Origin of the sequence: Christiangramia flava JLT2011 (assembly GCF_001951155.1) — a bacterium.
GTDB classification, from domain to species: Bacteria; Bacteroidota; Bacteroidia; order Flavobacteriales; family Flavobacteriaceae; genus Christiangramia; species Christiangramia flava.
This window is the reverse complement of record NZ_CP016359.1, coordinates 1,697,097-1,716,222: the sequence shown is the minus strand read 5'-3', so window position 1 is coordinate 1,716,222 and position 19,126 is coordinate 1,697,097. Positions and strand designations below refer to the sequence as shown.

The 19,126-nt window shown below is 45.2% G+C and carries 21 protein-coding genes; 11 read left to right on the top strand and 10 right to left on the bottom strand.

The genetic code is table 11. The features are described 5' to 3' along the window. Nucleotides 1–12: 12 nt before the first annotated feature. The 3 genes from GRFL_RS07355 to GRFL_RS07345 all read left to right on the top strand — a co-directional run bounded on the left by GRFL_RS07355 (nt 13) and on the right by GRFL_RS07345 (nt 2,539). Nucleotides 13–1,350: an MATE family efflux transporter gene (locus GRFL_RS07355; protein WP_083643998.1), complete on the top strand. Its 1,338-nt coding sequence runs from the start codon at nt 13–15 to the stop codon at nt 1,348–1,350. Nucleotides 1,351–1,407: 57 nt separating this feature from the next. Next, nucleotides 1,408–2,175: an enoyl-CoA hydratase/isomerase family protein gene (locus GRFL_RS07350; protein ID WP_083646010.1), complete on the top strand. Its 768-nt coding sequence runs from the start codon at nt 1,408–1,410 to the stop codon at nt 2,173–2,175. A 172-nt stretch (nt 2,176–2,347) separates the two neighbouring features. Further along, entirely contained in the window at nt 2,348–2,539 is a 192-nt protein-coding gene (locus GRFL_RS07345; protein ID WP_083643997.1) for a hypothetical protein, read from the top strand. A 112-nt stretch (nt 2,540–2,651) separates the two neighbouring features. Here the strand turns inward: GRFL_RS07345 and GRFL_RS07340 are convergent, their stop codons facing one another. Continuing rightward, entirely contained in the window at nt 2,652–3,341 is a 690-nt protein-coding gene (locus tag GRFL_RS07340; protein WP_236995898.1) for a 2OG-Fe(II) oxygenase, read from the bottom strand. Nucleotides 3,342–3,402: 61 nt separating this feature from the next. On the opposite strand from GRFL_RS07340, the gene GRFL_RS07335 reads away from it, so the two are divergent. Next, nucleotides 3,403–3,855, top strand: a complete 453-nt coding sequence (locus tag GRFL_RS07335; RefSeq protein ID WP_083643996.1) for a 6-pyruvoyl trahydropterin synthase family protein — start codon at nt 3,403–3,405, stop codon at nt 3,853–3,855. A 160-nt stretch (nt 3,856–4,015) separates the two neighbouring features. Beyond that, nucleotides 4,016–4,777: a UDP-2,3-diacylglucosamine diphosphatase gene (locus tag GRFL_RS07330; protein WP_083643995.1), complete on the top strand. Its 762-nt coding sequence runs from the start codon at nt 4,016–4,018 to the stop codon at nt 4,775–4,777. Here the strand turns inward: GRFL_RS07330 and recJ are convergent. The 4 genes from recJ to GRFL_RS07310 are packed head-to-tail and all read right to left on the bottom strand — an operon-like array spanning nt 4,774 to nt 8,547. Next, nucleotides 4,774–6,474 (bottom strand): single-stranded-DNA-specific exonuclease RecJ, encoded by a 1,701-nt coding sequence (gene recJ / locus GRFL_RS07325; RefSeq protein ID WP_083643994.1) that lies wholly within the window; start codon nt 6,472–6,474, stop codon nt 4,774–4,776. The genes GRFL_RS07330 and recJ overlap by 4 nt on opposite strands. Nucleotides 6,475–6,533: 59 nt before the next feature. Further along, entirely contained in the window at nt 6,534–7,097 is a 564-nt protein-coding gene (locus GRFL_RS07320) for a uracil-DNA glycosylase family protein (protein WP_083643993.1), read from the bottom strand. After that, on the bottom strand, nt 7,097–7,768 hold the full coding sequence (rsmI, locus tag GRFL_RS07315; RefSeq protein ID WP_083643992.1) for a 16S rRNA (cytidine(1402)-2'-O)-methyltransferase: 672 nt from the start codon (nt 7,766–7,768) through the stop codon (nt 7,097–7,099). The genes GRFL_RS07320 and rsmI overlap by 1 nt, the downstream gene beginning before the upstream one ends. Continuing rightward, nucleotides 7,768–8,547, bottom strand: a complete 780-nt coding sequence (locus GRFL_RS07310; RefSeq protein ID WP_083643991.1) for a hypothetical protein — start codon at nt 8,545–8,547, stop codon at nt 7,768–7,770. Before GRFL_RS07310 ends, rsmI begins: the two co-directional genes overlap by 1 nt. Before the next feature lie 184 nt (nt 8,548–8,731). Between GRFL_RS07310 and GRFL_RS07305 the strand changes: the two genes are divergently transcribed. From GRFL_RS07305 to GRFL_RS07285, 5 genes are all read left to right on the top strand, one after another. Further along, entirely contained in the window at nt 8,732–9,379 is a 648-nt protein-coding gene (locus GRFL_RS07305; RefSeq protein ID WP_083646007.1) for a thymidine kinase, read from the top strand. After that, nucleotides 9,372–10,481, top strand: a complete 1,110-nt coding sequence (gene alr / locus GRFL_RS07300; RefSeq protein WP_083643990.1) for an alanine racemase — start codon at nt 9,372–9,374, stop codon at nt 10,479–10,481. Before GRFL_RS07305 ends, alr begins: the two co-directional genes overlap by 8 nt. A 60-nt stretch (nt 10,482–10,541) precedes the next feature. After that, nucleotides 10,542–10,970, top strand: coding sequence for a large conductance mechanosensitive channel protein MscL (mscL, locus tag GRFL_RS07295; RefSeq protein WP_083643989.1), 429 nt, complete (start codon nt 10,542–10,544; stop codon nt 10,968–10,970). A gap of 192 nt (nt 10,971–11,162) precedes the next feature. Continuing rightward, on the top strand, nt 11,163–12,152 hold the full coding sequence (locus GRFL_RS07290; protein ID WP_083643988.1) for an aspartate-semialdehyde dehydrogenase: 990 nt from the start codon (nt 11,163–11,165) through the stop codon (nt 12,150–12,152). 87 nt (nt 12,153–12,239) lie between these two features. Then, nucleotides 12,240–14,396: a prolyl oligopeptidase family serine peptidase gene (locus tag GRFL_RS07285; protein ID WP_083643987.1), complete on the top strand. Its 2,157-nt coding sequence runs from the start codon at nt 12,240–12,242 to the stop codon at nt 14,394–14,396. 43 nt (nt 14,397–14,439) lie between these two features. On the opposite strand, the gene GRFL_RS07280 is transcribed toward GRFL_RS07285, so the two are convergent. Next, nucleotides 14,440–15,177, bottom strand: coding sequence for a DUF3667 domain-containing protein (locus tag GRFL_RS07280; protein WP_083643986.1), 738 nt, complete (start codon nt 15,175–15,177; stop codon nt 14,440–14,442). Nucleotides 15,178–15,271: 94 nt separating this feature from the next. Here GRFL_RS07280 and GRFL_RS07275 point away from each other — a divergent pair, with 94 nt between their 5' ends. Further along, nucleotides 15,272–16,240: an ABC transporter ATP-binding protein gene (locus GRFL_RS07275; RefSeq protein ID WP_083643985.1), complete on the top strand. Its 969-nt coding sequence runs from the start codon at nt 15,272–15,274 to the stop codon at nt 16,238–16,240. Here the strand turns inward: GRFL_RS07275 and GRFL_RS07270 are convergent. Genes GRFL_RS07270 through GRFL_RS07255 form a run of 4 tightly spaced genes read right to left on the bottom strand, consistent with a single transcriptional unit; the run spans nt 16,237 to nt 19,078 of the window. Next, nucleotides 16,237–16,782, bottom strand: a complete 546-nt coding sequence (locus GRFL_RS07270) for an outer membrane beta-barrel protein (protein ID WP_083643984.1) — start codon at nt 16,780–16,782, stop codon at nt 16,237–16,239. The genes GRFL_RS07275 and GRFL_RS07270 overlap by 4 nt on opposite strands. Before the next feature lie 58 nt (nt 16,783–16,840). Then, on the bottom strand, nt 16,841–17,290 hold the full coding sequence (locus GRFL_RS07265; protein ID WP_083643983.1) for a transcription elongation factor: 450 nt from the start codon (nt 17,288–17,290) through the stop codon (nt 16,841–16,843). Further along, on the bottom strand, nt 17,290–17,961 hold the full coding sequence (mtgA, locus tag GRFL_RS07260; RefSeq protein ID WP_083643982.1) for a monofunctional biosynthetic peptidoglycan transglycosylase: 672 nt from the start codon (nt 17,959–17,961) through the stop codon (nt 17,290–17,292). Before mtgA ends, GRFL_RS07265 begins: the two co-directional genes overlap by 1 nt. Further along, the gene (locus tag GRFL_RS07255; RefSeq protein WP_083643981.1) at nt 17,954–19,078 is read right to left on the bottom strand and encodes an NAD(P)/FAD-dependent oxidoreductase; all 1,125 of its coding nucleotides are present in this window, start codon (nt 19,076–19,078) and stop codon (nt 17,954–17,956) included. The genes mtgA and GRFL_RS07255 overlap by 8 nt, the downstream gene beginning before the upstream one ends. Between the last annotated feature and the right edge of the window lie 48 nt (nt 19,079–19,126).

Sequence of the window (19,126 nt, the reverse complement as noted above, 5' to 3'; positions counted from 1 at the left end):
ATTTTTGAGCCCATGTCACAGCTGGAAAATTCAGTTAGTTTTAGAAATATTAATAAAATCGCTATTCCCGCGATCATCGCCGGGGTTGCCGAACCCCTGATCTCGCTTACTGATATTGCCGTGATCGGGAATGTTGGAAAAAATTCGGTGGAAGCACTGGCTGCCGCGGGAATTGTGGGTTCATTTCTTTCGGCAATTATCTGGATCGTAGCGCAAACGAAAACGGCAATTTCTGCAATCGTTTCCCAGCATCTTGGCGGCAACCGCCTGCATGCGGTTAAAACGCTCATTCCACAGGCCATTTTGTTCAATTTTCTTTTCAGCATTTTGATCTATGCCGTCACTGCTTTCTTTGCCGGTGCGATTTTCAAGGCATACAATGCGGAAGGCCTGATACTGCAGTATTCCGAAGATTATTACCAGATCAGGGCGCTTGGGTATCCCCTTACGCTGGTAACTTTTGCTATTTTCGGGATTTTTAGGGGCCTGCAGAATACACTTTGGGCGATGAAATGCAGTCTCACGGGTGCCGGAGTCAATATCGTGCTCGATTACGCGCTGGTTTACGGAATTGAAGGGCTTATCCCGCCAATGCATTTGAAGGGCGCGGCAATCGCCAGTTTATGCGCCCAGGCTGTGATGCTCGTGATGGCTTTCTGGTTTTTCTTCAAGAAAACACCATTTAATCTGAAATTAAGCCTGAATATCAATCCGCGAATGAAAGGCATGCTGTTAATGGCCGCAAACCTCTTCGTTCGTACCGCAGCCCTGAATTTCGCGATCTATCTCGCCAATGCTTATGCTACTGATTATGGCAAGAATTTTATAGCCGCACAAAGTATCCTCATGAACATCTGGCTGTTTTTCAGCTTTTTCATTGATGGTTATGCCAATGCCGGAAACGCTATTGGAGGAAAGTTACTGGGGGCAAAAGACTATAAGAATCTCTGGGAACTCAGCAAAAAGATCAGCAAATATGCCGTGTATATCGCACTGATCCTGATGGCTATCTGCGGACTCCTTTACAACCAGATCGGTCTACTTTTCAATAAAGATGCGGCGGTTTTAGCACTTTTCAGTTCGGTTTTCTGGGTCGTGCTGCTCATGCAACCGGTGAATGCCATCGCTTTTATGTTCGACGGAATTTTTAAAGGCCTGGGAGAAGCCAAATACCTTCGGAATGTGCTCCTGGCCGCAACCTTTCTCGGTTTTACACCAACCTTGCTCCTTGCCGATCATTTTGGCCTGAAGCTGTATGCCATCTGGATCGCTTTTTTCGTGTGGATGCTCATTCGCAGCAGTACTTTGGTGGTCTACTTCCGAAGAAAATACCTGCAAAAAGACGTTTAGATTCTGTTAAGCCATACTTCAGTTCATTCTGAAATCTTACCTTTGGTAAAAACCCGTATTATGACCGATCGCGAAGACGGAAGTCTCTATTCTGTAATCGAAAATGGCGTGGCGAAGATCGAGTTTGGCCATCCCGCCAGCAATTCATTTCCTTCAGTTTTACTCGACAGGCTTGCTAAAAAATTCCAGGAACTTTCCGAAGATCCTGAAGCGAAGGTCATTCTTCTACAATCGGAAGGCGAGAAGGCTTTTTGTGCCGGGGCGTCCTTTAACGAGCTCGTCGCGATCAATGATATGCAAACGGGAAAACTATTCTTTTCCGGTTTTGCCAAGGTGATCAATGCCATGCGAAAATGCCCAAAACTTGTCATTGCCCGGGTTCAGGGAAAAACGGTTGGAGGCGGCGTTGGCCTGGTAGCTGCCTGTGATTATGCAATGGCCACGGAAGCTGCTGCCATCAAACTTTCAGAACTGAGCATCGGCATCGGGCCTTTTGTGATCGCGCCGGCCGTAGAGCGAAAAATGGGAAAAGCAGCCCTGGCGGAACTCACACTTGGCGCACACGAATGGAAAAATGCCTACTGGGCCAAGGAAAAAGGTTTGTATGCCCGGGTTTTTGACAACCTGAAAGAACTGGATGAAGAAGTGATCTTTTTCGCAGAAAAGCTTGCTTCCTATAATCCTGAAGCACTTTTGGAAATGAAAAAACTACTCTGGAAAGGCACCGAAAACTGGGAGCAATTACTCCAGGAAAATGCGGCGATTTCCGGGGAACTGGTGTTATCTGATTTCACCAAAAAGGCACTTGAAAAATTTAAAAAATGATGTCCTTTTCCAATTTTCTTTATCTTTTAATTCAGGATCCGGCACAGAATGAGGCTTATGAATTAGGCTATAAAATTGGCTATATAATTGCTTATGCTATCCCATTTATCATGGCTCTTGGCGTATTACTTTTGATAATTTATTTAATCCGAAGAAAAAGAAAATCGGCATCATGAGTTTATTTCAGCAACCAGAATTACCTCAGGACAAAGCTCCCACCGAAACCCAGAAATGGGGCTGGAAATTGGAAGATTTCATTTCTGAAAATTTCTGGTACCTCTTAGGAATCCTGTTATTACTGGCAGTTTTCTATTTTGCCCGCTATCGCTGGAATAAGAGAAACAGCCGTAAATATAGAAATTGATATGGACCAGGATATTTGGCAGTTTTTCAGTTTTATGAGCGGGATGGGCTTCTGGCTTCTCCTGGCAATCATTTTGATTGGCGTATTCGTCTTCAGAAAGCTGAAAAAATAGTTACCTCGTTTTCAACCAGCCTGTGATACTATATCGCGGCACCTTCACGATTTTCACTTCGTGTTCCAGTTCCTGGCTTTCAAAGATCACAATCCTCCCCGCCAGCGGATAGATGGCGATTTCCTCCTCCACTCCATTTTTGTCCAGGTAGATCGCCAGTTCACCGCCATTTTCCGGAGGCCAGTTTTCCTTGTTCAGGTAGCACACCATGGATAATTTGCGGCGGCCGTCATTCAGGAACGTATCCAGGTGGCGCTTGTAAAAAGTCCCTTCAGGATAGACCGCATAATGAAATTCCTTGTTCAAAATACCCATAAAACAGGTTCGGTTCAGGTAACTTACCAGCGAATTGATCTTGTCAAAATAGATTTTTTCTGCTTCACCGGCTTTTTCTTCATCCAGCCATAAAATAAAATCGCCACGAATGCTCTTTTCAATCACCTCGTTCGTCTTGTTCCCGATCGCAGCTTTCTTGAATTCGTGGTCCTGGTATTTTTCCATGATGCTGTCCCGAAGCAAGTCTACCTCTTCCGAAGCAAAGAAACCGTCGATCACGCTGTACTTGCGTTCGAGCAGATCAGCAATGATTTGTTCATAAAGCGGATTTTCCTCGAAACCTATCTGCTCAAAAAGCTCATCTGTAGTTCCCATTCCTGAAAAAATTTCGCAAATATACTTTCTCTGCATCATTTAAAAACGTTAAAATTTCGGCCTCAAAAAATGCAGTATCTTTGTAGCAAATTTGCAGAAAATGAACAAGATCAGAATCACTAAACAGTTTAATTTTGAGACCGGTCACGCGCTTTATGGCTACGACGGAAAATGCCGAAACGTGCATGGCCACTCCTACAAATTAAATGTGACCGTGATCGGCACCCCTATAACCGATAGTGAAAATGTGAAATTTGGAATGGTCATCGATTTTGGTGACCTGAAGAAGATCGTGAAATCTGAAATTGTAGATAAATTTGATCACGCCACCGTTTTTAATAAAAACACGCCGCATGTGGAACTTGCTGAAGAATTGAAAAGTCGCGGGCATCACGTGATCCTCACCAATTACCAGCCGACCAGTGAAAACATGGTCATCGATTTTGCCGAAAAAATCCAAAAACACCTTCCCTCGCACATCCGCCTGCATTCCCTGAAATTGCAGGAAACCGAGTCCAGTTTTGCCGAATGGTACGCGAGTGATAACGAGTAGGGCGCAACCCTTACGGGTCGGGCTATCCGCTCATAGTCCCGCAAACGCGGGAGCTAACCGCTGCTATCCCTTGCGCACATCACCTCAGCCTGAAACAACTGCTGTTTAAAATTCGAACAAAAATCAGTTTTCCATATCTTTACCCGCGAATTCAGCAATTATGAATATTCCCGAAGGCAAAAAGATCTATTTTTCCAGCGACAATCACCTGGGCGCACCCACCATGCAGGAAAGCAGGAAGCGCGAGAAGGTGTTCCTGGAATGGCTGGAAGAAATCAGGCAGGATGCTGCTGCGATCTTCCTGCTGGGCGATCTTTTTGATTTCTGGTTCGAATACCAGCACGTGGTTCCAAAAGGTTTCGTAAGAACTTTAGGCAAGCTGGCTGAAATTAGCGATAGTGGAATCCCTGTTCACTTCTTTGTCGGGAATCACGATCTCTGGATGGAAAATTATTTTGAAGATGAATTGAACATCCCGGTTTATCGTCAGCCAAAAGAATTCGAATTCAACGGGAAAAAGTTTTTAGTTGGTCATGGAGACGGTCTGGGTCCTGGCGATATAGGCTACAAGCGCATGAAAAAGGTTTTTACCAATCCCTTTTCCAAATGGCTTTACCGCTGGCTGCATCCAGATTTGGGAGTTCCTTTGGCCCAATATTTTTCAGTAAAGAACAAAATGATCTCCGGTGAGGAGGACATGGAGTTTTTGGGCGAAGAAAAAGAATTCCTGATCCAGTATTGCCGCCGGAAACTGGAATCTAAAGACTATGATTATTTCCTGTTCGGGCACCGGCATCTTCCGTTGGATATTCAGCTAAATCAAAAATCCCGGTATGTAAACACCGGGGACTGGATCAATCACTATACTTATGCCGAGTTCGACGGACAGGATCTGCTCCTGAAAAATTTCCGCCAGGCTTAAAACTCTACCGATTCGCGAATATCGCGCAACTTTAACTGCAACGTGGTATTCCCGTTCCAGGTATTTTCATCTATACTATAAACGGCATCAAAACGCTTGTGGTCTTTGATCATTTCCAGTTTCTCTCCAAGATTGAACCCGATCACATTGAAAGCAGGCCCGCCATCCCGCTGTTTAACCTGGCATTTCAGGTGACTCCGGTCTTCTCCCACGCACTTTCCAAAACCGGTATCTATCAGGCCACGAGTCAGGAAAACAGGCGACATATTCCCCGGCCCAAAAGGAGCGAATTGTTTTAAAATCCGGTAGAATTTGGGGGTGATCTCCTCCAGATCGATCTCGGCATCAATGAGGATTTCAGGAGTAAGCAGTTTTTTATCGATCGTTTGAGAAACCACTTCTTCAAATTTCTGTTTAAAATTCTCGAACTGATCTTCCATTAAAGTAAGTCCCGCGGCGTATTTGTGACCGCCGAACTGTTCAATATGATCCTTACAGCCTTCCAGAGCTTCATAGACATCAAAACCGCGTACCGATCTTGCTGAAGCAGCCAGTTTTTCACCACTTTTCGTAAAGACCAGCGTAGGTCTGTACCAGGTTTCCGTGAGTCGGGACGCTACAATCCCAATCACTCCTTTGTGCCAGTGTTCGTTGTAGACCACGGTGGTCATTCGGTTTTCTTCCTCCAGCTCAATGATCTGTTGCCGGGCTTCTTCAGTTATGATCTTATCAGCATCACGCCTGTCGCTATTGAAAACTTCAATTTCTCCAGCCAGTTCTGCGGCCTTTTCCGGATCTTCTTCCGTAAGCAAATTCACGGCATGCTGCCCGTGTTTCATCCGCCCCGCTGCGTTGATGCGTGGTGCGGCGATAAAAACCACATCACTAATCGTTACCGGTTTGCGATTCCCAATCAAGCTCGCGAGTCCGTTTCGGGGCGCCACATTCAGCACATGCAGGCCATGGTAGGCCAGAATGCGATTTTCGCCGGTAATCGGGACAATATCGGCGGCAATGGCGGTCGCAACCAGGTCAAGGTAGGTCACCAGGCTATCGGTTTCTTCATTATGGAATTGGGTATAAGCCTGGATCAATTTAAAACCCACCCCGCATCCGCAAAGTTCATCGTAGGGATAATCACAATCTGTTCTCTTAGGATCGAGAACGGCAACAGCCTCCGGAATTTCAGCACCGGGCCGGTGGTGATCACATATGATAAAATCGATGCCTTTGCTCCGGGCATACGCCACTTTTTCAATTTCCTTGATACCGCAATCCAGCGCGACGATAAGGCTGATGTCATTATCGGCCGCAAAATCGATTCCCTGGAAAGAAATTCCGTAGCCTTCTTCATAACGATCAGGAATATAAGTGGCCACATTGGGGTGACGGAATTTGAGCCACGAGTAAACCAGGGAGACGCTGCTGGTACCATCTACATCATAATCGCCATAGATCATGATGTTTTCACCGTTTTCGATCGCTTCAGAAAGACGTTTTACCGCCAGGTCCATATCTTTCATCAAAAAAGGATCGTGCAGTTTGTCCAGGTCTGGCCTGAAGAAATCTTTGGCTTCCTGAAACGTCTCAATACCCCTTTGCACCAATAATTTGGCTACCGGAAGACTTACGCCAAGCTCTTCGGAAAGTTTTTCAGAAACAATAGAATCGGGTTTGGGTTTGAGAGTCCAGCGCATAAAAATCGTGATTTTTGAATTGAAAAGCCAGTGGTTTCAGGAATGCTAAAATTACAATTTCAGCATAAAATCTCCTGAATTTTCAGCTGAAGTTTTGGAATAATTTCCTGCTCGAACCAGGGGTTTTTAGCGCGCCAGAATCTGTTTACCGGCGAAGGATGCGGAACAGGCCAGAACTCTGGCTGAAATTGCTCAAAATCACGAACTTTCTCTGTTAGTTTTCCAGGACCGAGGTAATAATTCGCTGCATACGCTCCAATCAGGATTTTGAGTTTTACTTCTTCGAGATGTTTCCAAACCGGCTCATGCCAGAGCGGTGCGCATTCTTTCCTGGGCGGTGCATCACCGGTCTTCGCTTTCCCCGGATAACAAAATCCCATTGGCAAAATGGCGAAATTGTTCTTATTGTAAAATGTATCCTCGTCCACGCCCAGCCATTCCCGCAACTTTTTTCCACTTTGATCTTTCCAGGCGATACCGCTTTCGTGTACCACCTTCCCAGGCGCCTGACTAATCAGGATTATTTTGGAATTTTCAGCAGCTTCAATTATAGGATTGGGACCTAATGGCAAATGCTGTTCACAAAGCCTGCAATTTCGTATTTCCGCAAGCAGCTCTTTCATCAATTTTTTCCGGCAACGATAATAACAATTTCTCCTTTTGGGGGATGCTGTGTATAGTGTTCTAGGACTTCAGTTGCTGTGCCGCGAATGGTTTCTTCATGGAGTTTGGTGATTTCCCGCGAAACGGAAACCCTCCGTTCTGAACCAAAATATTCCGCGAAATGAGAAAGTGTTTTCAGCAACTTATGAGGGGATTCGTAAAAGATCATGGTTCGGGTTTCTTCCGCCAATAGATTCAACCGGGTTTGTCGACCTTTTTTAACTGGTAAAAAGCCTTCAAAGACAAATTTGTCATTTGGAAGTCCGCTGTTCACAAGCGCCGGCACGAAGGCTGTGGCTCCGGGCAAACAATCTATTTCAATTCCCGCTTCGACGCAGGCGCGGCTTAGTAAGAACCCCGGATCGGAGATCGCAGGAGTTCCCGCATCGCTGATCAGTGCCATGCGTTCGCCAGATTTGATCCTGTTCACGAGGCCTTCCACGGTTTTGTGCTCATTATGCATATGGTGACTGAGCATAGGAGTGGAAATGTCGAAGTGTTTCAGAAGTTTCCCGCTGTTCCGCGTGTCTTCGGCAAGGATCAGGTCTACCTCTTTCAGGATTCGAATGGCCCGGAAACTCATATCTTCCAGGTTTCCGATCGGCGTGGGAACCAGATAGAGTTTTGACATTAGTCGAATTTATTCTCAATATGAGCCATAAAACGCTCTTCGTATTCTTCTTTGCCCTGCCAGTGATTATAATCTGGCTTCACGATCTTATCGATGAATTTCCTGGCTTCTTCCAGGCTGTTAAAGGTGTTTAATTGTGATAGCACCCGGTTGTAATCAGCCGTATTCCCATCAAACAAATGCCTAATAAAAGCAAGGCGCTCGTTCAAGCCAATATTGATTCCTTTTTTCAACCGGTCGTTTAGTGAGCGAGGTTTGTTCTGCTGGTGCTTTTCCACATGATTTACCGGTTCAAAATTTGGAAGATTGTCGTAATCCACATCAAAATTAAAGCCTCGATCTGGTTCTGGTGTAGGTTCCTGCTTGGGGATTTCCCTGGTAGGAGCAGGCTCTGGCTCATTCATTTTATTCATCATGGTATCCACCTTTGCCGTCTCTGGTGGCATCTGAGCCACAATATCCTTGATCTTTTCGGTGTTGGGCTCCGTAATCGCATCGGTATCCTCGTTGAACTCCATTCCATTGGGATAGCGCTCATCGTAATCGGGCTCCGGTTTCCTGACCGGTGCAACAGGTTCCTGCTTTACCGGTTCTGGTTTCTGTAGTGAAACCTGATTTTCGAACTGAGCTTCGAGATTGTTTTCCGTAAATTCCAAAATAGCTATTTTCTCATATAATTCACGCGCGCGCTGCTTCATATCTGCCAGGTTCGAAGTACCCTGAGCGTTCAGGATTGATTCGGCTAGTTTTTTAAGCTCTGCTTCTAATTTCTTTTTCATCGGTTGTGATTTGTATGATTACGAGTGGATAACATCTGAAATTGTCCAAAATTAATACCAAAAGGCTCTTTCAATGGGTTTAATAACTTTCAGCATAACACTTCAGGCAGGGTTGGATTTTTAATAAATTTGTTCCACCTTTATGCGAAAGAGGTATTTCCCATTTCGACTTGAAAATTACAAAATGTTTCTCGAAAATACAGTAAATCACGAAGAGCAATTTGGTTGGATTGAGGTGATCTGCGGTTCGATGTTTTCCGGTAAGACCGAAGAACTCATCCGCCGGCTCAAGCGCGCCAAATTTGCCAAACAAACGGTTGAGATCTTCAAACCCGCCATCGATACGCGGTATGATGAAGAAATGGTGGTCTCTCATGACGCCAATGAGATTCGTTCCACGCCGGTGCCTTCCGCATCCAATATCAGGATCCTGGCAGATGGTTGTGACGTGGTGGGAATAGACGAGGCCCAGTTTTTTGATGATGAGATCGTGACGGTTTGCAATGACCTTGCGAACCAGGGAATTCGGGTGATCGTGGCCGGCCTCGATATGGATTTTAAAGGAAATCCCTTTGGCCCCATGCCCAATTTAATGGCCACTGCGGAATATGTGACCAAAGTACACGCGGTCTGCACCCGCACCGGCAACCTCGCCCAGTACAGCTACCGGAAGGCGATCAACGACGACCTGGTATTCCTGGGAGAAAATGAAGAATATGAACCGCTGAGCCGGGCCGCATATTACAAGGCCATGCTGAAGGAACGCGTGAAAAAGCTGGATGTGAAGGAGCCGGAAGAACTGCAAATCAAACCCAAAGAAGAGAATGCCTGAAGCCAAAGAAACCGTTCTGGAGATCGATCTCGGGAATCTGGCACACAATTATCAATATTTCAGATCAAAGATCGATAAGAACGTCCGGTTTTTATCGGTTGTCAAAGCCCATGCCTACGGAAGTGATTCCGTTGCCATTGCGCGAAAACTGGAAGAACTGGGAACCGATTATTTTGCAGTCGCTTATGTGGAAGAAGGCATCAGGTTGCGCGAAAACGGGATCACCAAGCCCATTTTGGTGCTTCACCCGCAATTCACCCATTTTGAAGAGATCATCAAACACTGCCTGGAACCCAATCTGTACAGTGAAAAAACACTGCGGGCTTTTATTGAAACGGCGGAAAAACTGCAGCAGCAGCATTACCCGGTTCATATCAAGCTCAATACCGGCCTGAATCGTCTTGGTTTTGATCCGCCTGAACTACCAAGGGTCATCGAGCTTATTCAGCATACCAAAACCTTAAAAGTCGCGTCCATATTTTCCCATCTGGCCGCCAGCGAAGACTGGCAGGAACGAGACTTTACCGTAGGGCAGATCGACCTTTTCCGCAAAATGAGCTGGCAGCTTATCGAAAACCTGGAAGCGGAACCACTGCTACATATTTGCAATACGTCTGGGATCATTAATTACCCGAAAGCCGCATTTAATATGGTGCGAACGGGAATTGGCCTGTATGGCTTCGGAAATGACAAAACCGTGGATCCGGCACTCAAACCGGTAGTGACTCTCAAAACCATTATTTCACAGATCCGAACCATTGAAAAAGGCGCTACCGTAGGGTATAACCGCGTCTTTACGGCACAGGATACCACGAAGATCGCAACGCTACCCGTTGGCCATGCCGATGGCATCAACCGCATCTACGGAAAACAAAAAACCGGAGTACACATCAATGGTCAGTTTGCGCCGATCGTGGGGAATGTGTGCATGGATATCATTATGGTGAACATCACCGGGATCGATTGCGAGGAAGGCGACGAGGTGATCGTGTTCGGCGGCAAGTACCATCCCAATGATTTTGCCGAAGCGGGCGGAACCATCTCCTATGAACTGATCACCGGCATTCAGCGGCGGGTGACCCGAAAAATCGTCAACGGATAATTTTAACAAATATTTTGATTTTTTTAACTAAATTTAGCCTGTAACCTTAAAACTAAAAGCATGGCTTTTTTCAAAGATTTCAAAGCATTTCTTTTTCAGAAAGACATTATCATGCTGGCAACGGCAGTGGTAATTGGTGCGGCATTCAACAAGATCGTATCTTCCGTAGTAGATGATGTGATCATGCCAATCATTGGGCTAATAACCGGGGGAATTGATTTCTCGCAAAAGTTCATTTCGCTAACCGGCGAACATTACGATAGTCTCGACGCAGCCCGTGAAGCGGAAGCCGCTGTGATCACCTACGGAAACCTGATCCAGGCAATTATCTATTTCATTATTATTGGCCTGTTCATCTTCCTGGTGCTCCGTGCTTATGATAATATGAAGAAAAAAGAAGACGTTCCTGCTGCTCCGGCTCCAAAAGGACCAACTCAGGAAGAACTGCTTACCGAGATTCGCGACGAATTGAAAAAACGAAACGTCTAAACCATAAGAAGTACGCTTACCGCTACACTACTTATTTCAACTATAAACCCCGGCCGAAAGCCGGGGTATTTTTTTGAACAAAATCTCTAAATGCGTTTAAAATTCTAAATTTCAGCATAATTTGGAAGCCGAAAGGTTTGGTATTTCAGTACAGTCAATACCTTTGCAGTCAAAATTTTAAATTCTGAAAAAATGAAAGTAGCCGTTGTAGGCGCTACCGGAATGGTAGGAAACGTCATGCTGAAAGTTCTGGAAGAACGCAATTTTCCCGTAACCCAATTGATCCCTGTGGCATCAGAAAAATCGGTTGGAAAGAAGATTGCTTTCAGCGGGAAGGAATACGAAGTGGTAAGCCTGGAAACAGCCGTTTCCATGAAACCAGCGATCGCTATTTTTTCCGCGGGCGGCGATACTTCTCTTAACTGGGCCCCAAAATTTGCGGAAGCCGGTACCACGGTGGTAGACAATTCTTCAGCCTGGAGGATGCACCCAGATCATAAACTGGTCATTCCGGAGATCAATGCCAGGCTTTTATCGAAAGAAGACAAGATCATCGCGAATCCTAACTGTTCCACCATTCAGTTGCTCATGGCGCTGAAACCGCTGCACGATAACTACGGCATCAAAAGAGTCGTGGTGTCTACCTATCAATCGATTACCGGAACCGGTGTCAAGGCTGTAAACCAGCTGGAAAGCGAATATAAAGGTGAAAACGCGGAAATGGCCTATCCGTACCCTATTCATAAAAACGCGCTGCCACATTGCGACGTTTTTCAGGATAATGGGTACACGAAAGAAGAAATGAAACTGACCAATGAAACCAAGAAGATCCTTGGGGATGATTCGGTAAAAGTGACTGCCACGGCCATTCGCATTCCGGTAGTAGGAGGACATTCAGAATCTGTCAACATCGAATTTGAGAGAGATTTCGACGAAGCACAGGTTCGCCAGATCCTTAATGATTTCCCGGGTGTTACGGTTCAGGACAATCCTACGACCAACACGTACCCGATGCCGATCTATGCGGAAGGTAAAAATGATGTTTTCGTGGGCCGCATCAGGAGAGATTATTCCCAGCCAAATACGCTCAATATGTGGATCGTAGCTGATAATCTTCGGAAAGGTGCCGCCACCAACGCGGTTCAGATTGCGGAATACCTAAAAGAACACCATCTTTTGTAGAAAAGTTATAAATATTTCCGAAGCCCGAAAACTGTATTTTTTTCGGGCTTTTTTTGTGCTAACTTTAGGCGACTTAAGAGCTTAAAGATGAAAAAACTAATTACCGGAGTTTTCAGCGCAGGTGTTTTGAGCATCAGCCTGAATGCAAATTGCCAAAATCAACAACAATTGGACTATCCTGAAACGAAAAAAGTAGATACCGTCACCGATTATTTTGGGACCAAAGTACAAGATCCCTATCGATGGCTGGAAGATGACCGTAGCCCGGAAACTGAAGCCTGGGTGAAGGCTGAAAACAAAGTAACCTTCAATTACCTGGACAAAATCCCGTATCGCGATCAATTGCGCAAGCGTTTGACCGAATTATGGAACTACGAAAAACTCGGTGCTCCTTTTAAGGAAGGCGGAAAGATCTATTTTTTCAAAAATGATGGTCTGCAGAACCAAAATGTGCTGTATCGCAAAGATTCGGAAGATGCGGAAGCCGAAGTGTTCCTCGATCCCAACAGCTTCAGCGACGATGGCACCACCTCTCTTGCCGGAATGAGCTTTTCCGATAACGGTAAAATTCTGGCCTACGCAATTTCTGAAGGTGGAAGCGACTGGCGTAAAGTGATCGTAAAAAATGCCGAAACCGGCGCGATCATGGGCGATACGATCAAAGACGTCAAATTCAGCGGACTTTCCTGGAAAGGCAACGATGGTTTCTACTATTCCAGCTATGACAAACCAGACGGAAGCGAGCTTTCCGCAAAAACCGATCAGCATAAATTATATTACCACAAACTGGGAATGGCACAGAGCGAAGACCAGGTAATTTTTGGGGATTCTGACGCTCAAAAGCGCCGCTATGTGGGCGGAAGTGTGACCGAAGATGATCACTACCTCATCATTTCAGCCAGAAATTCTACTTCCGGAGGGGAATTATACCTGATGGATCTTACTGCTGAAAATCCTGAACTCGTAACGATAATTGACAATTTTGACACCGATTCGTACGTGATCGATAACGAGGGCAGCAAGTTGTACATAGTAACCAATCTGAATGCTCCAAACCGAAGGATCGTTACTGTAGACGCTTCTGATCCCACTCCCGAAAACTGGATGGATTTCATCCCAGAAACCGAAAATGTCCTGTCCCCATCCACCGGCGGCGGCTATTTTTTTGCGGAATATATGAAAGATGCGATCTCCCAGGTAAAACAGTATGATTATGACGGGAAACTCGTTCGTGAGGTGGAATTGCCAGGCATTGGCTCGGTTGGTGGTTTTGGTACCAAAAAAGAAGAAAAGGTGAGCTATTACTCATTTACCAATTATGTAACACCGGGAACGATCTATAAATACGATATAGAAAAGGGAACTTCTGAAGTATATAACAAGCCTGATATCGATTTCAATTCCGAAGATTATACCAGCGAACAGGTATTTTACGAGTCGAAAGACGGGACTAAAATTCCGATGATCATCACCTACAAAAAAGGCACGCAGCTGGACGGGAAGAATCCAACGATTCTTTACGGTTATGGAGGTTTCAACATTAGTCTTACCCCTGGATTCAGCACCGCGATGAGCGTTTGGCTGGAGCAGGGTGGTATCTACGCCGTTCCAAACTTAAGGGGAGGTGGAGAATATGGTCGCGAATGGCACGATGCCGGTATCAAGACCAAGAAACAGAACGTTTTTGATGATTTTATCGCAGCAGCGGAATATCTGATTGACAATGGCTATACTTCCAGGGATTATCTTGCTGTTCGCGGTGGTTCCAATGGCGGTCTGCTTGTAGGAGCGACAATGACTCAACGACCAGATTTAATGAAAGTTGCTTTACCGGCAGTAGGTGTTATGGACATGCTTCGTTACCACACCTTCACAGCCGGTGCGGGTTGGGCTTATGATTATGGAACTGCTGAAGATAATGCTGAAATGTTCCAGTATCTCTATAATTATTCGCCAGTTCACAATGTGAAAGCCGGAACCGAATATCCTGCCACCCTGGTGACTACCGGAGATCATGATGACCGCGTGGTACCAGCACACAGCTTTAAATTTGCTGCGGAATTACAGGAAAAACAGGCTGGAAATGAGCCAGTATTGATCCGTATTGAAACCAAAGCAGGTCACGGTGCCGGGAAACCAACCAGTATGATCATAGACGAATACGCCGATATTTTTGGGTTTACGTTCTATAATATGGGCTTTGAAGCGCTTCCGAATGATATTGATAAAAACATGAAGAACTAACTTCCTTTCAAATTATTGAAAAGCGGCCTTTGAGCCGCTTTTTTTATAAGATCAATAATACCAGGAACACCGCGATCTGGAAAAAGATTCCCACAACCATAGCCGCAAGATAAGCCGAAAGGATGCTGAGCATACTTTTAAAAATATTGATCGAGAAAACTTTCCAATATAAATAAGTCCCAATGGCAAAAGTGAGAAACCAGCTCAGGTAAATAATAAATGAATAATCCATAAAGAAAGTCACCAGGCTGAACAAACCACTGAGCCAGTAGATCGTTCCAAAAACGAGGCAGTTAATGGCCATATGTTCCGCAAAATTATAAGCTTTTTTTCGGAAGAACAGGAAGGTCACCAGGGCGATTAAGGGAATGGCCAGGGTAAGCACCAGGTTCTGGTAAGACATATAGATTTCCTGTGCCTGTGTAAATTTTTCGTAGAAAGACAGTCCCGTAGCAGCGTCAAGCTGATCATAATTTCCTTTACTGCTTTGCTGAATGTTACTGATATAATTCCGGAAAGAAGGATTGGCCAGCATGATGAAAGTGGAAAAAGCCACCCCAATAATCAGATAACGAAAGGGATTCTGGATTTTCCGGCGATTTCCATGAAGATAAATCTCAACTGTTTTGGAAGGTCTTTTCAACATGGAGATAAAAGTGGAAAGAAGACCTTTTTCCAGGTAAAGGTGGCTGAGAACTTCGGTTTTGATCTCCTCAATCGTGAGTCGTGGGTACACCGGTTGCGGCTGAAGATCTTCAGATTTCTCCATTGAATTTTCCATGACAATAGCTAAAGGTTTGGCATATAGATAAATATATAAAATTTCGGTTTTGGCTTACAAAAATTAGTAATTTGAGCTTTAAAATTTTCGATTTATGTTAGAACTGCAGAAGGTTTCCTTCGCTTACGACCAGACACCAATTCTCGAAAACATTACATTTTCCGCAGCGGAAGGACAGCATATTTCGCTGATAGGGGAAAGTGGTTGTGGCAAAAGTACCCTTCTGAAACTGATCTACGGTTTACTTCATACTGACGGAAAAATTTTCTGGAAGGACCAGGAACTGCTCGGGCCGAATTATAACCTGGTTCCCGGCGAAGAATTCATCAAGTACCTTGCACAGGATTTCGACCTGATGCTCCCGCTTTCGGCGGCTGATAATGTGGGAAAATATCTCAGTAATTTCTACCCGGTAAAAAAGAAACGACGCATCAGGGAGTTACTCGAAGTGGTCGAAATGGAAGACCTTGCTGATGTCAAAGCGAAGCACCTGAGCGGTGGCCAGCAGCAACGGATCGCACTGGCACGAGCGCTGGCTAAGGAACCGGAACTTTTACTGCTCGATGAACCTTTTAGCCATATAGACCATTTCAGAAAGAATAATTTACGAAGAAAACTTTTCAGTTACCTCAAGCAGCACCAGATCACCACCATCGTTGCCACCCACGACATGACAGATGCCCTGTCTTTTGCCGATCGTACGATCGTACTTAAAAACAGGAAGATCTACGCTGATGCTGCCCCGGAAGATCTCTATAGCATGCCTCCCAATAAATATGTGGCTTCGCTTTTTGGCGATGTGAACCACCTGATGTTGCGAACGCTGGATGTTGAAGATAGCAGGAAACGCGTGCTCATTTACCCGCATGAACTCAAGCCTGCTTCTTCGGAAGCTACTTTGCAGGCAGAGGTTTTAAGATCGTATTTCAGTGGCTCCTATTACTTAAATGAAGCTTTGCTTCAGAAGGAAAAGATCTTTTTCCGAAGTGAGCGCGCGTATGAAAAGGGAGAAGTTGTTCCGCTGGAAATAGATGAACAGCTAATTCGCAGCAGGCTGGCCTAGAACCAGTAACCTATGCTAAACTGAAAAACCCTCGGGTAAGCGGTATACCCATAATAGGATGCGCCATTGGCATCAGCAATTTCCACAAATTCGCGGTTGACCGAAGACGTCCCGAAACAGTAACGAAGGTCAAAGCATAAACCTGATTTCAACTGATAGTCTACTCCGGCAATTCCGCCAAAACTGGATTTTTCATAATATTCTTTTCCGCTTTCCGCAGACAGTAAAAAAGAAAGCTGGTCACCGCCGTAAATTCCAAAATTTCCCCAGTTGGCCCGGAAAAATAATGGCCAGTTCAGGTTGTTCAGCCGGTCATCCTTATGGCCTTCCGCAGCGAACTGTAGTTCAGATTGCATTCCGAAGCCTTCACAAAAGGCATATTTCACCATCCCGCCGGCCTGGTAACCCAACGCAGCAGGTGGATTATAATTTTCAATATTGTAACGAATATCAGCGCTGTTCAAACCTGCCTTGAGGCCGAACTGGAACTGTGCCTGACACAGACTGCTGAAAAATAATAGCAGTAAAAATGAATGTTTCATACCCTACAAAAAAGTGCGTAATAGTAGCAAATTTCTGCACAGCTTGTATGAAGAATTTTTAGGCGATACTGTTAATTTTTGTGGACGTTTCCCGGAAACTGAAAAACTCTCCTTTTTTCTTGCCCAGCATGGCCTGGGCGATGGGTGAATGAACCCCAATGGCATAATAACGCTGGTGATCCAGGTAGATCTCACCGGCCGGCACCGAGATGAAATAGCGTGCTTTACCAGTATCTACGATAGCACCAAGCTGCACGGTTTCTTTAGGTTCCAGATGCTGGACCCGGTTGAGGGTTTTTAACTGCTTTTCAAATTCCACCAGTTGCTGGCTCAGTTTGTTCCATTCGATATTGATCATTTCCCGGCTGGTTTCATACTTATCGCCCGCGCTGCTCTTGGATTCGTTCTCAAGATCTTCCTTGAGCCCGTCCATAGACTTTTTCAGAGAAGCTACTTTCTCATCGATCTTTTCCCTGCAAATCCTGATCAGTTCTTCGCGTATGCCCATCAATCCAGCTTAAATTTTCCGTAGTTCCACATCTGGCGTACGATCCAGTTCTTCCGTCCCTGTATATAGTTACTTGCGGGGTTCGCACGGTATTCCCTGGGATTGGGAAGTATGGCCGCAATCGCCGCTGCTTCCTGAGCGCTCAACTGGCTGGCATCTTTATGAAACCAGAATTGTGCTGCAGCCTGCACACCATACACTCCTTTGCCCATTTCCACACTATTGAGATACACTTCTAGAATTCGTTCCTTGCTCCACATATTTTCGATCAGGAATGTGAAATAAGCTTCCAGGCCTTTCCGAAAATAATTTCGTGCCGGCCACAGAAACACGTTTTTAGCGGTTTGCTGGGAAATGGTGGAAGCCCCGCGCACTCTCTTTCCCTTCTTATTATCTTCGATCGCTTTTTCGATGGCTTCAAAATCAAAACCACTGTGATTAACGAAGTTCTGATCTTCACTGGTGATCACAGCCAGCTGCATGTGACGCGAAATATCTTCCATCGGCACCCAATCATGCTGAATGGATTCCTCAGGATTTTCAAAATACCTGATCGCCATAAGCGGTGTAAAAGGCACCGGCACCCATTTGAACAGCAGGGTGATAAGAATGCTGAAAACAAAAAGATAGGCGATCGCTTTGAGTAAAAATTTGAGTATTCGTTTAATCATATTCTAAAGCTAAATTGGCAAGGTCTGTTCCCACCTGGCTTCCAATGGCAATTCCCATTCCGCCCAGTCGAACTCCGCAATACACATTTTCATCCAGTTTTTTCAGGACCGGTTTTTTCTGGTTGCCAACGCCCATGATCCCGCTCCAGGAGTAATCGATTTCATATGAATGCCCAGGTAAAATGGTGGTTTTCAGCAGCTCTTTCAGTTTTTCCTGAACTACCGATGTTTCACCAAATGTATCAGTTTCTTCTGTTTTAAAATCTAAATTTCTTCCGCCACCAAAAAGAATTCTGTTTCCCACATTTCTGAAATAATAATAACCCCGGTCCAGATGGAAAGTCCCTTCGAACGGCAATTTGGAAAGTGGTTTGGTGATCAGGACCTGGGCCCTGGCTGGTTTCACCTCCTCAATTCCCAGTCTGCTGGCAAATCCGTTGGTTGCGATGAGCAGGTGATCGGTTTGTAAGCGAAATTTATCGGTTTCGATAGTTACCCGCCCATTCTCTGGCTTCATCTTTAAAACCTTACAATTATTGAGGATCCTCACCCCGGCTACCTGGACTTTCTTCAGTAAAGCGGTCATCATTTTCCCGGTATCGATCTGGCCTTCAAACTGACTGTAGATCAATTTTGGCTGAATTTGCCTAAAACCAAATTGATTTGCCTTTTCGCTGAAAACTGCATCGTGAAAAATGGGTCTTAACAACTCGTTTATTTCGGGGATCTTCTGAAGGCATTCAGCATATAAGGCTTCATCTGAAGGCGAAAAAAGCTCGTAACCGCCAAAGCTTTGATACCCGATCGCGCGATCACCCAAATTTTTTCGAAGCAATTCCAGCCCATTTACGCGCTTTTTTACCAGTTCCACCACTTCGTCTTCGGAATGCGTGCGCAAGTCGTCCAGTATCTCCGAAATACTCCCAAAACAGGCAAAACCGGCATTCTTGGTGCTGGCACCTTCCGGCAAAATCCCTTTTTCAAGGATCAGGACATTGGCTTCCGGACGAAGCTCTTTCAGGCGCAAAGCACAGCTGAGTCCGGTAATTCCACTTCCTATTATGGTATAGTCAATTTTCGAGAACCAGGAATCGCGCTCCCAGAAGGAAAAGTTCATACATTCTATTTTCCTGCTGAAATTACAAAAATTAGCGCATTAAAAAAC

What these genes read in the sequence shown, in the direction of transcription:
- GRFL_RS07355 (WP_083643998.1), top strand. Translation starts at nt 13, where the DNA reads ATGTCACAGCTGGAAAATTCAGTTAGTTTTAGAAATATTAATAAAATC.
- GRFL_RS07345 (WP_083643997.1), top strand. Translation starts at nt 2,348, where the DNA reads ATGAGTTTATTTCAGCAACCAGAATTACCTCAGGACAAAGCTCCCACC.
- GRFL_RS07340 (WP_236995898.1), bottom strand. Translation starts at nt 3,341, where the DNA reads ATGATGCAGAGAAAGTATATTTGCGAAATTTTTTCAGGAATGGGAACT.
- GRFL_RS07335 (WP_083643996.1), top strand. Translation starts at nt 3,403, where the DNA reads ATGAACAAGATCAGAATCACTAAACAGTTTAATTTTGAGACCGGTCAC.
- GRFL_RS07330 (WP_083643995.1), top strand. Translation starts at nt 4,016, where the DNA reads ATGAATATTCCCGAAGGCAAAAAGATCTATTTTTCCAGCGACAATCAC.
- recJ (WP_083643994.1), bottom strand. Translation starts at nt 6,474, where the DNA reads ATGCGCTGGACTCTCAAACCCAAACCCGATTCTATTGTTTCTGAAAAA.
- GRFL_RS07320 (WP_083643993.1), bottom strand. Translation starts at nt 7,097, where the DNA reads ATGAAAGAGCTGCTTGCGGAAATACGAAATTGCAGGCTTTGTGAACAG.
- rsmI (WP_083643992.1), bottom strand. Translation starts at nt 7,768, where the DNA reads ATGTCAAAACTCTATCTGGTTCCCACGCCGATCGGAAACCTGGAAGAT.
- GRFL_RS07310 (WP_083643991.1), bottom strand. Translation starts at nt 8,547, where the DNA reads ATGAAAAAGAAATTAGAAGCAGAGCTTAAAAAACTAGCCGAATCAATC.
- GRFL_RS07305 (WP_083646007.1), top strand. Translation starts at nt 8,732, where the DNA reads ATGTTTCTCGAAAATACAGTAAATCACGAAGAGCAATTTGGTTGGATT.
- alr (WP_083643990.1), top strand. Translation starts at nt 9,372, where the DNA reads ATGCCTGAAGCCAAAGAAACCGTTCTGGAGATCGATCTCGGGAATCTG.
- mscL (WP_083643989.1), top strand. Translation starts at nt 10,542, where the DNA reads ATGGCTTTTTTCAAAGATTTCAAAGCATTTCTTTTTCAGAAAGACATT.
- GRFL_RS07290 (WP_083643988.1), top strand. Translation starts at nt 11,163, where the DNA reads ATGAAAGTAGCCGTTGTAGGCGCTACCGGAATGGTAGGAAACGTCATG.
- GRFL_RS07285 (WP_083643987.1), top strand. Translation starts at nt 12,240, where the DNA reads ATGAAAAAACTAATTACCGGAGTTTTCAGCGCAGGTGTTTTGAGCATC.
- GRFL_RS07280 (WP_083643986.1), bottom strand. Translation starts at nt 15,177, where the DNA reads ATGGAAAATTCAATGGAGAAATCTGAAGATCTTCAGCCGCAACCGGTG.
- GRFL_RS07275 (WP_083643985.1), top strand. Translation starts at nt 15,272, where the DNA reads ATGTTAGAACTGCAGAAGGTTTCCTTCGCTTACGACCAGACACCAATT.
- GRFL_RS07270 (WP_083643984.1), bottom strand. Translation starts at nt 16,782, where the DNA reads ATGAAACATTCATTTTTACTGCTATTATTTTTCAGCAGTCTGTGTCAG.
- GRFL_RS07265 (WP_083643983.1), bottom strand. Translation starts at nt 17,290, where the DNA reads ATGGGCATACGCGAAGAACTGATCAGGATTTGCAGGGAAAAGATCGAT.
- mtgA (WP_083643982.1), bottom strand. Translation starts at nt 17,961, where the DNA reads ATGATTAAACGAATACTCAAATTTTTACTCAAAGCGATCGCCTATCTT.
- GRFL_RS07255 (WP_083643981.1), bottom strand. Translation starts at nt 19,078, where the DNA reads ATGAACTTTTCCTTCTGGGAGCGCGATTCCTGGTTCTCGAAAATTGAC.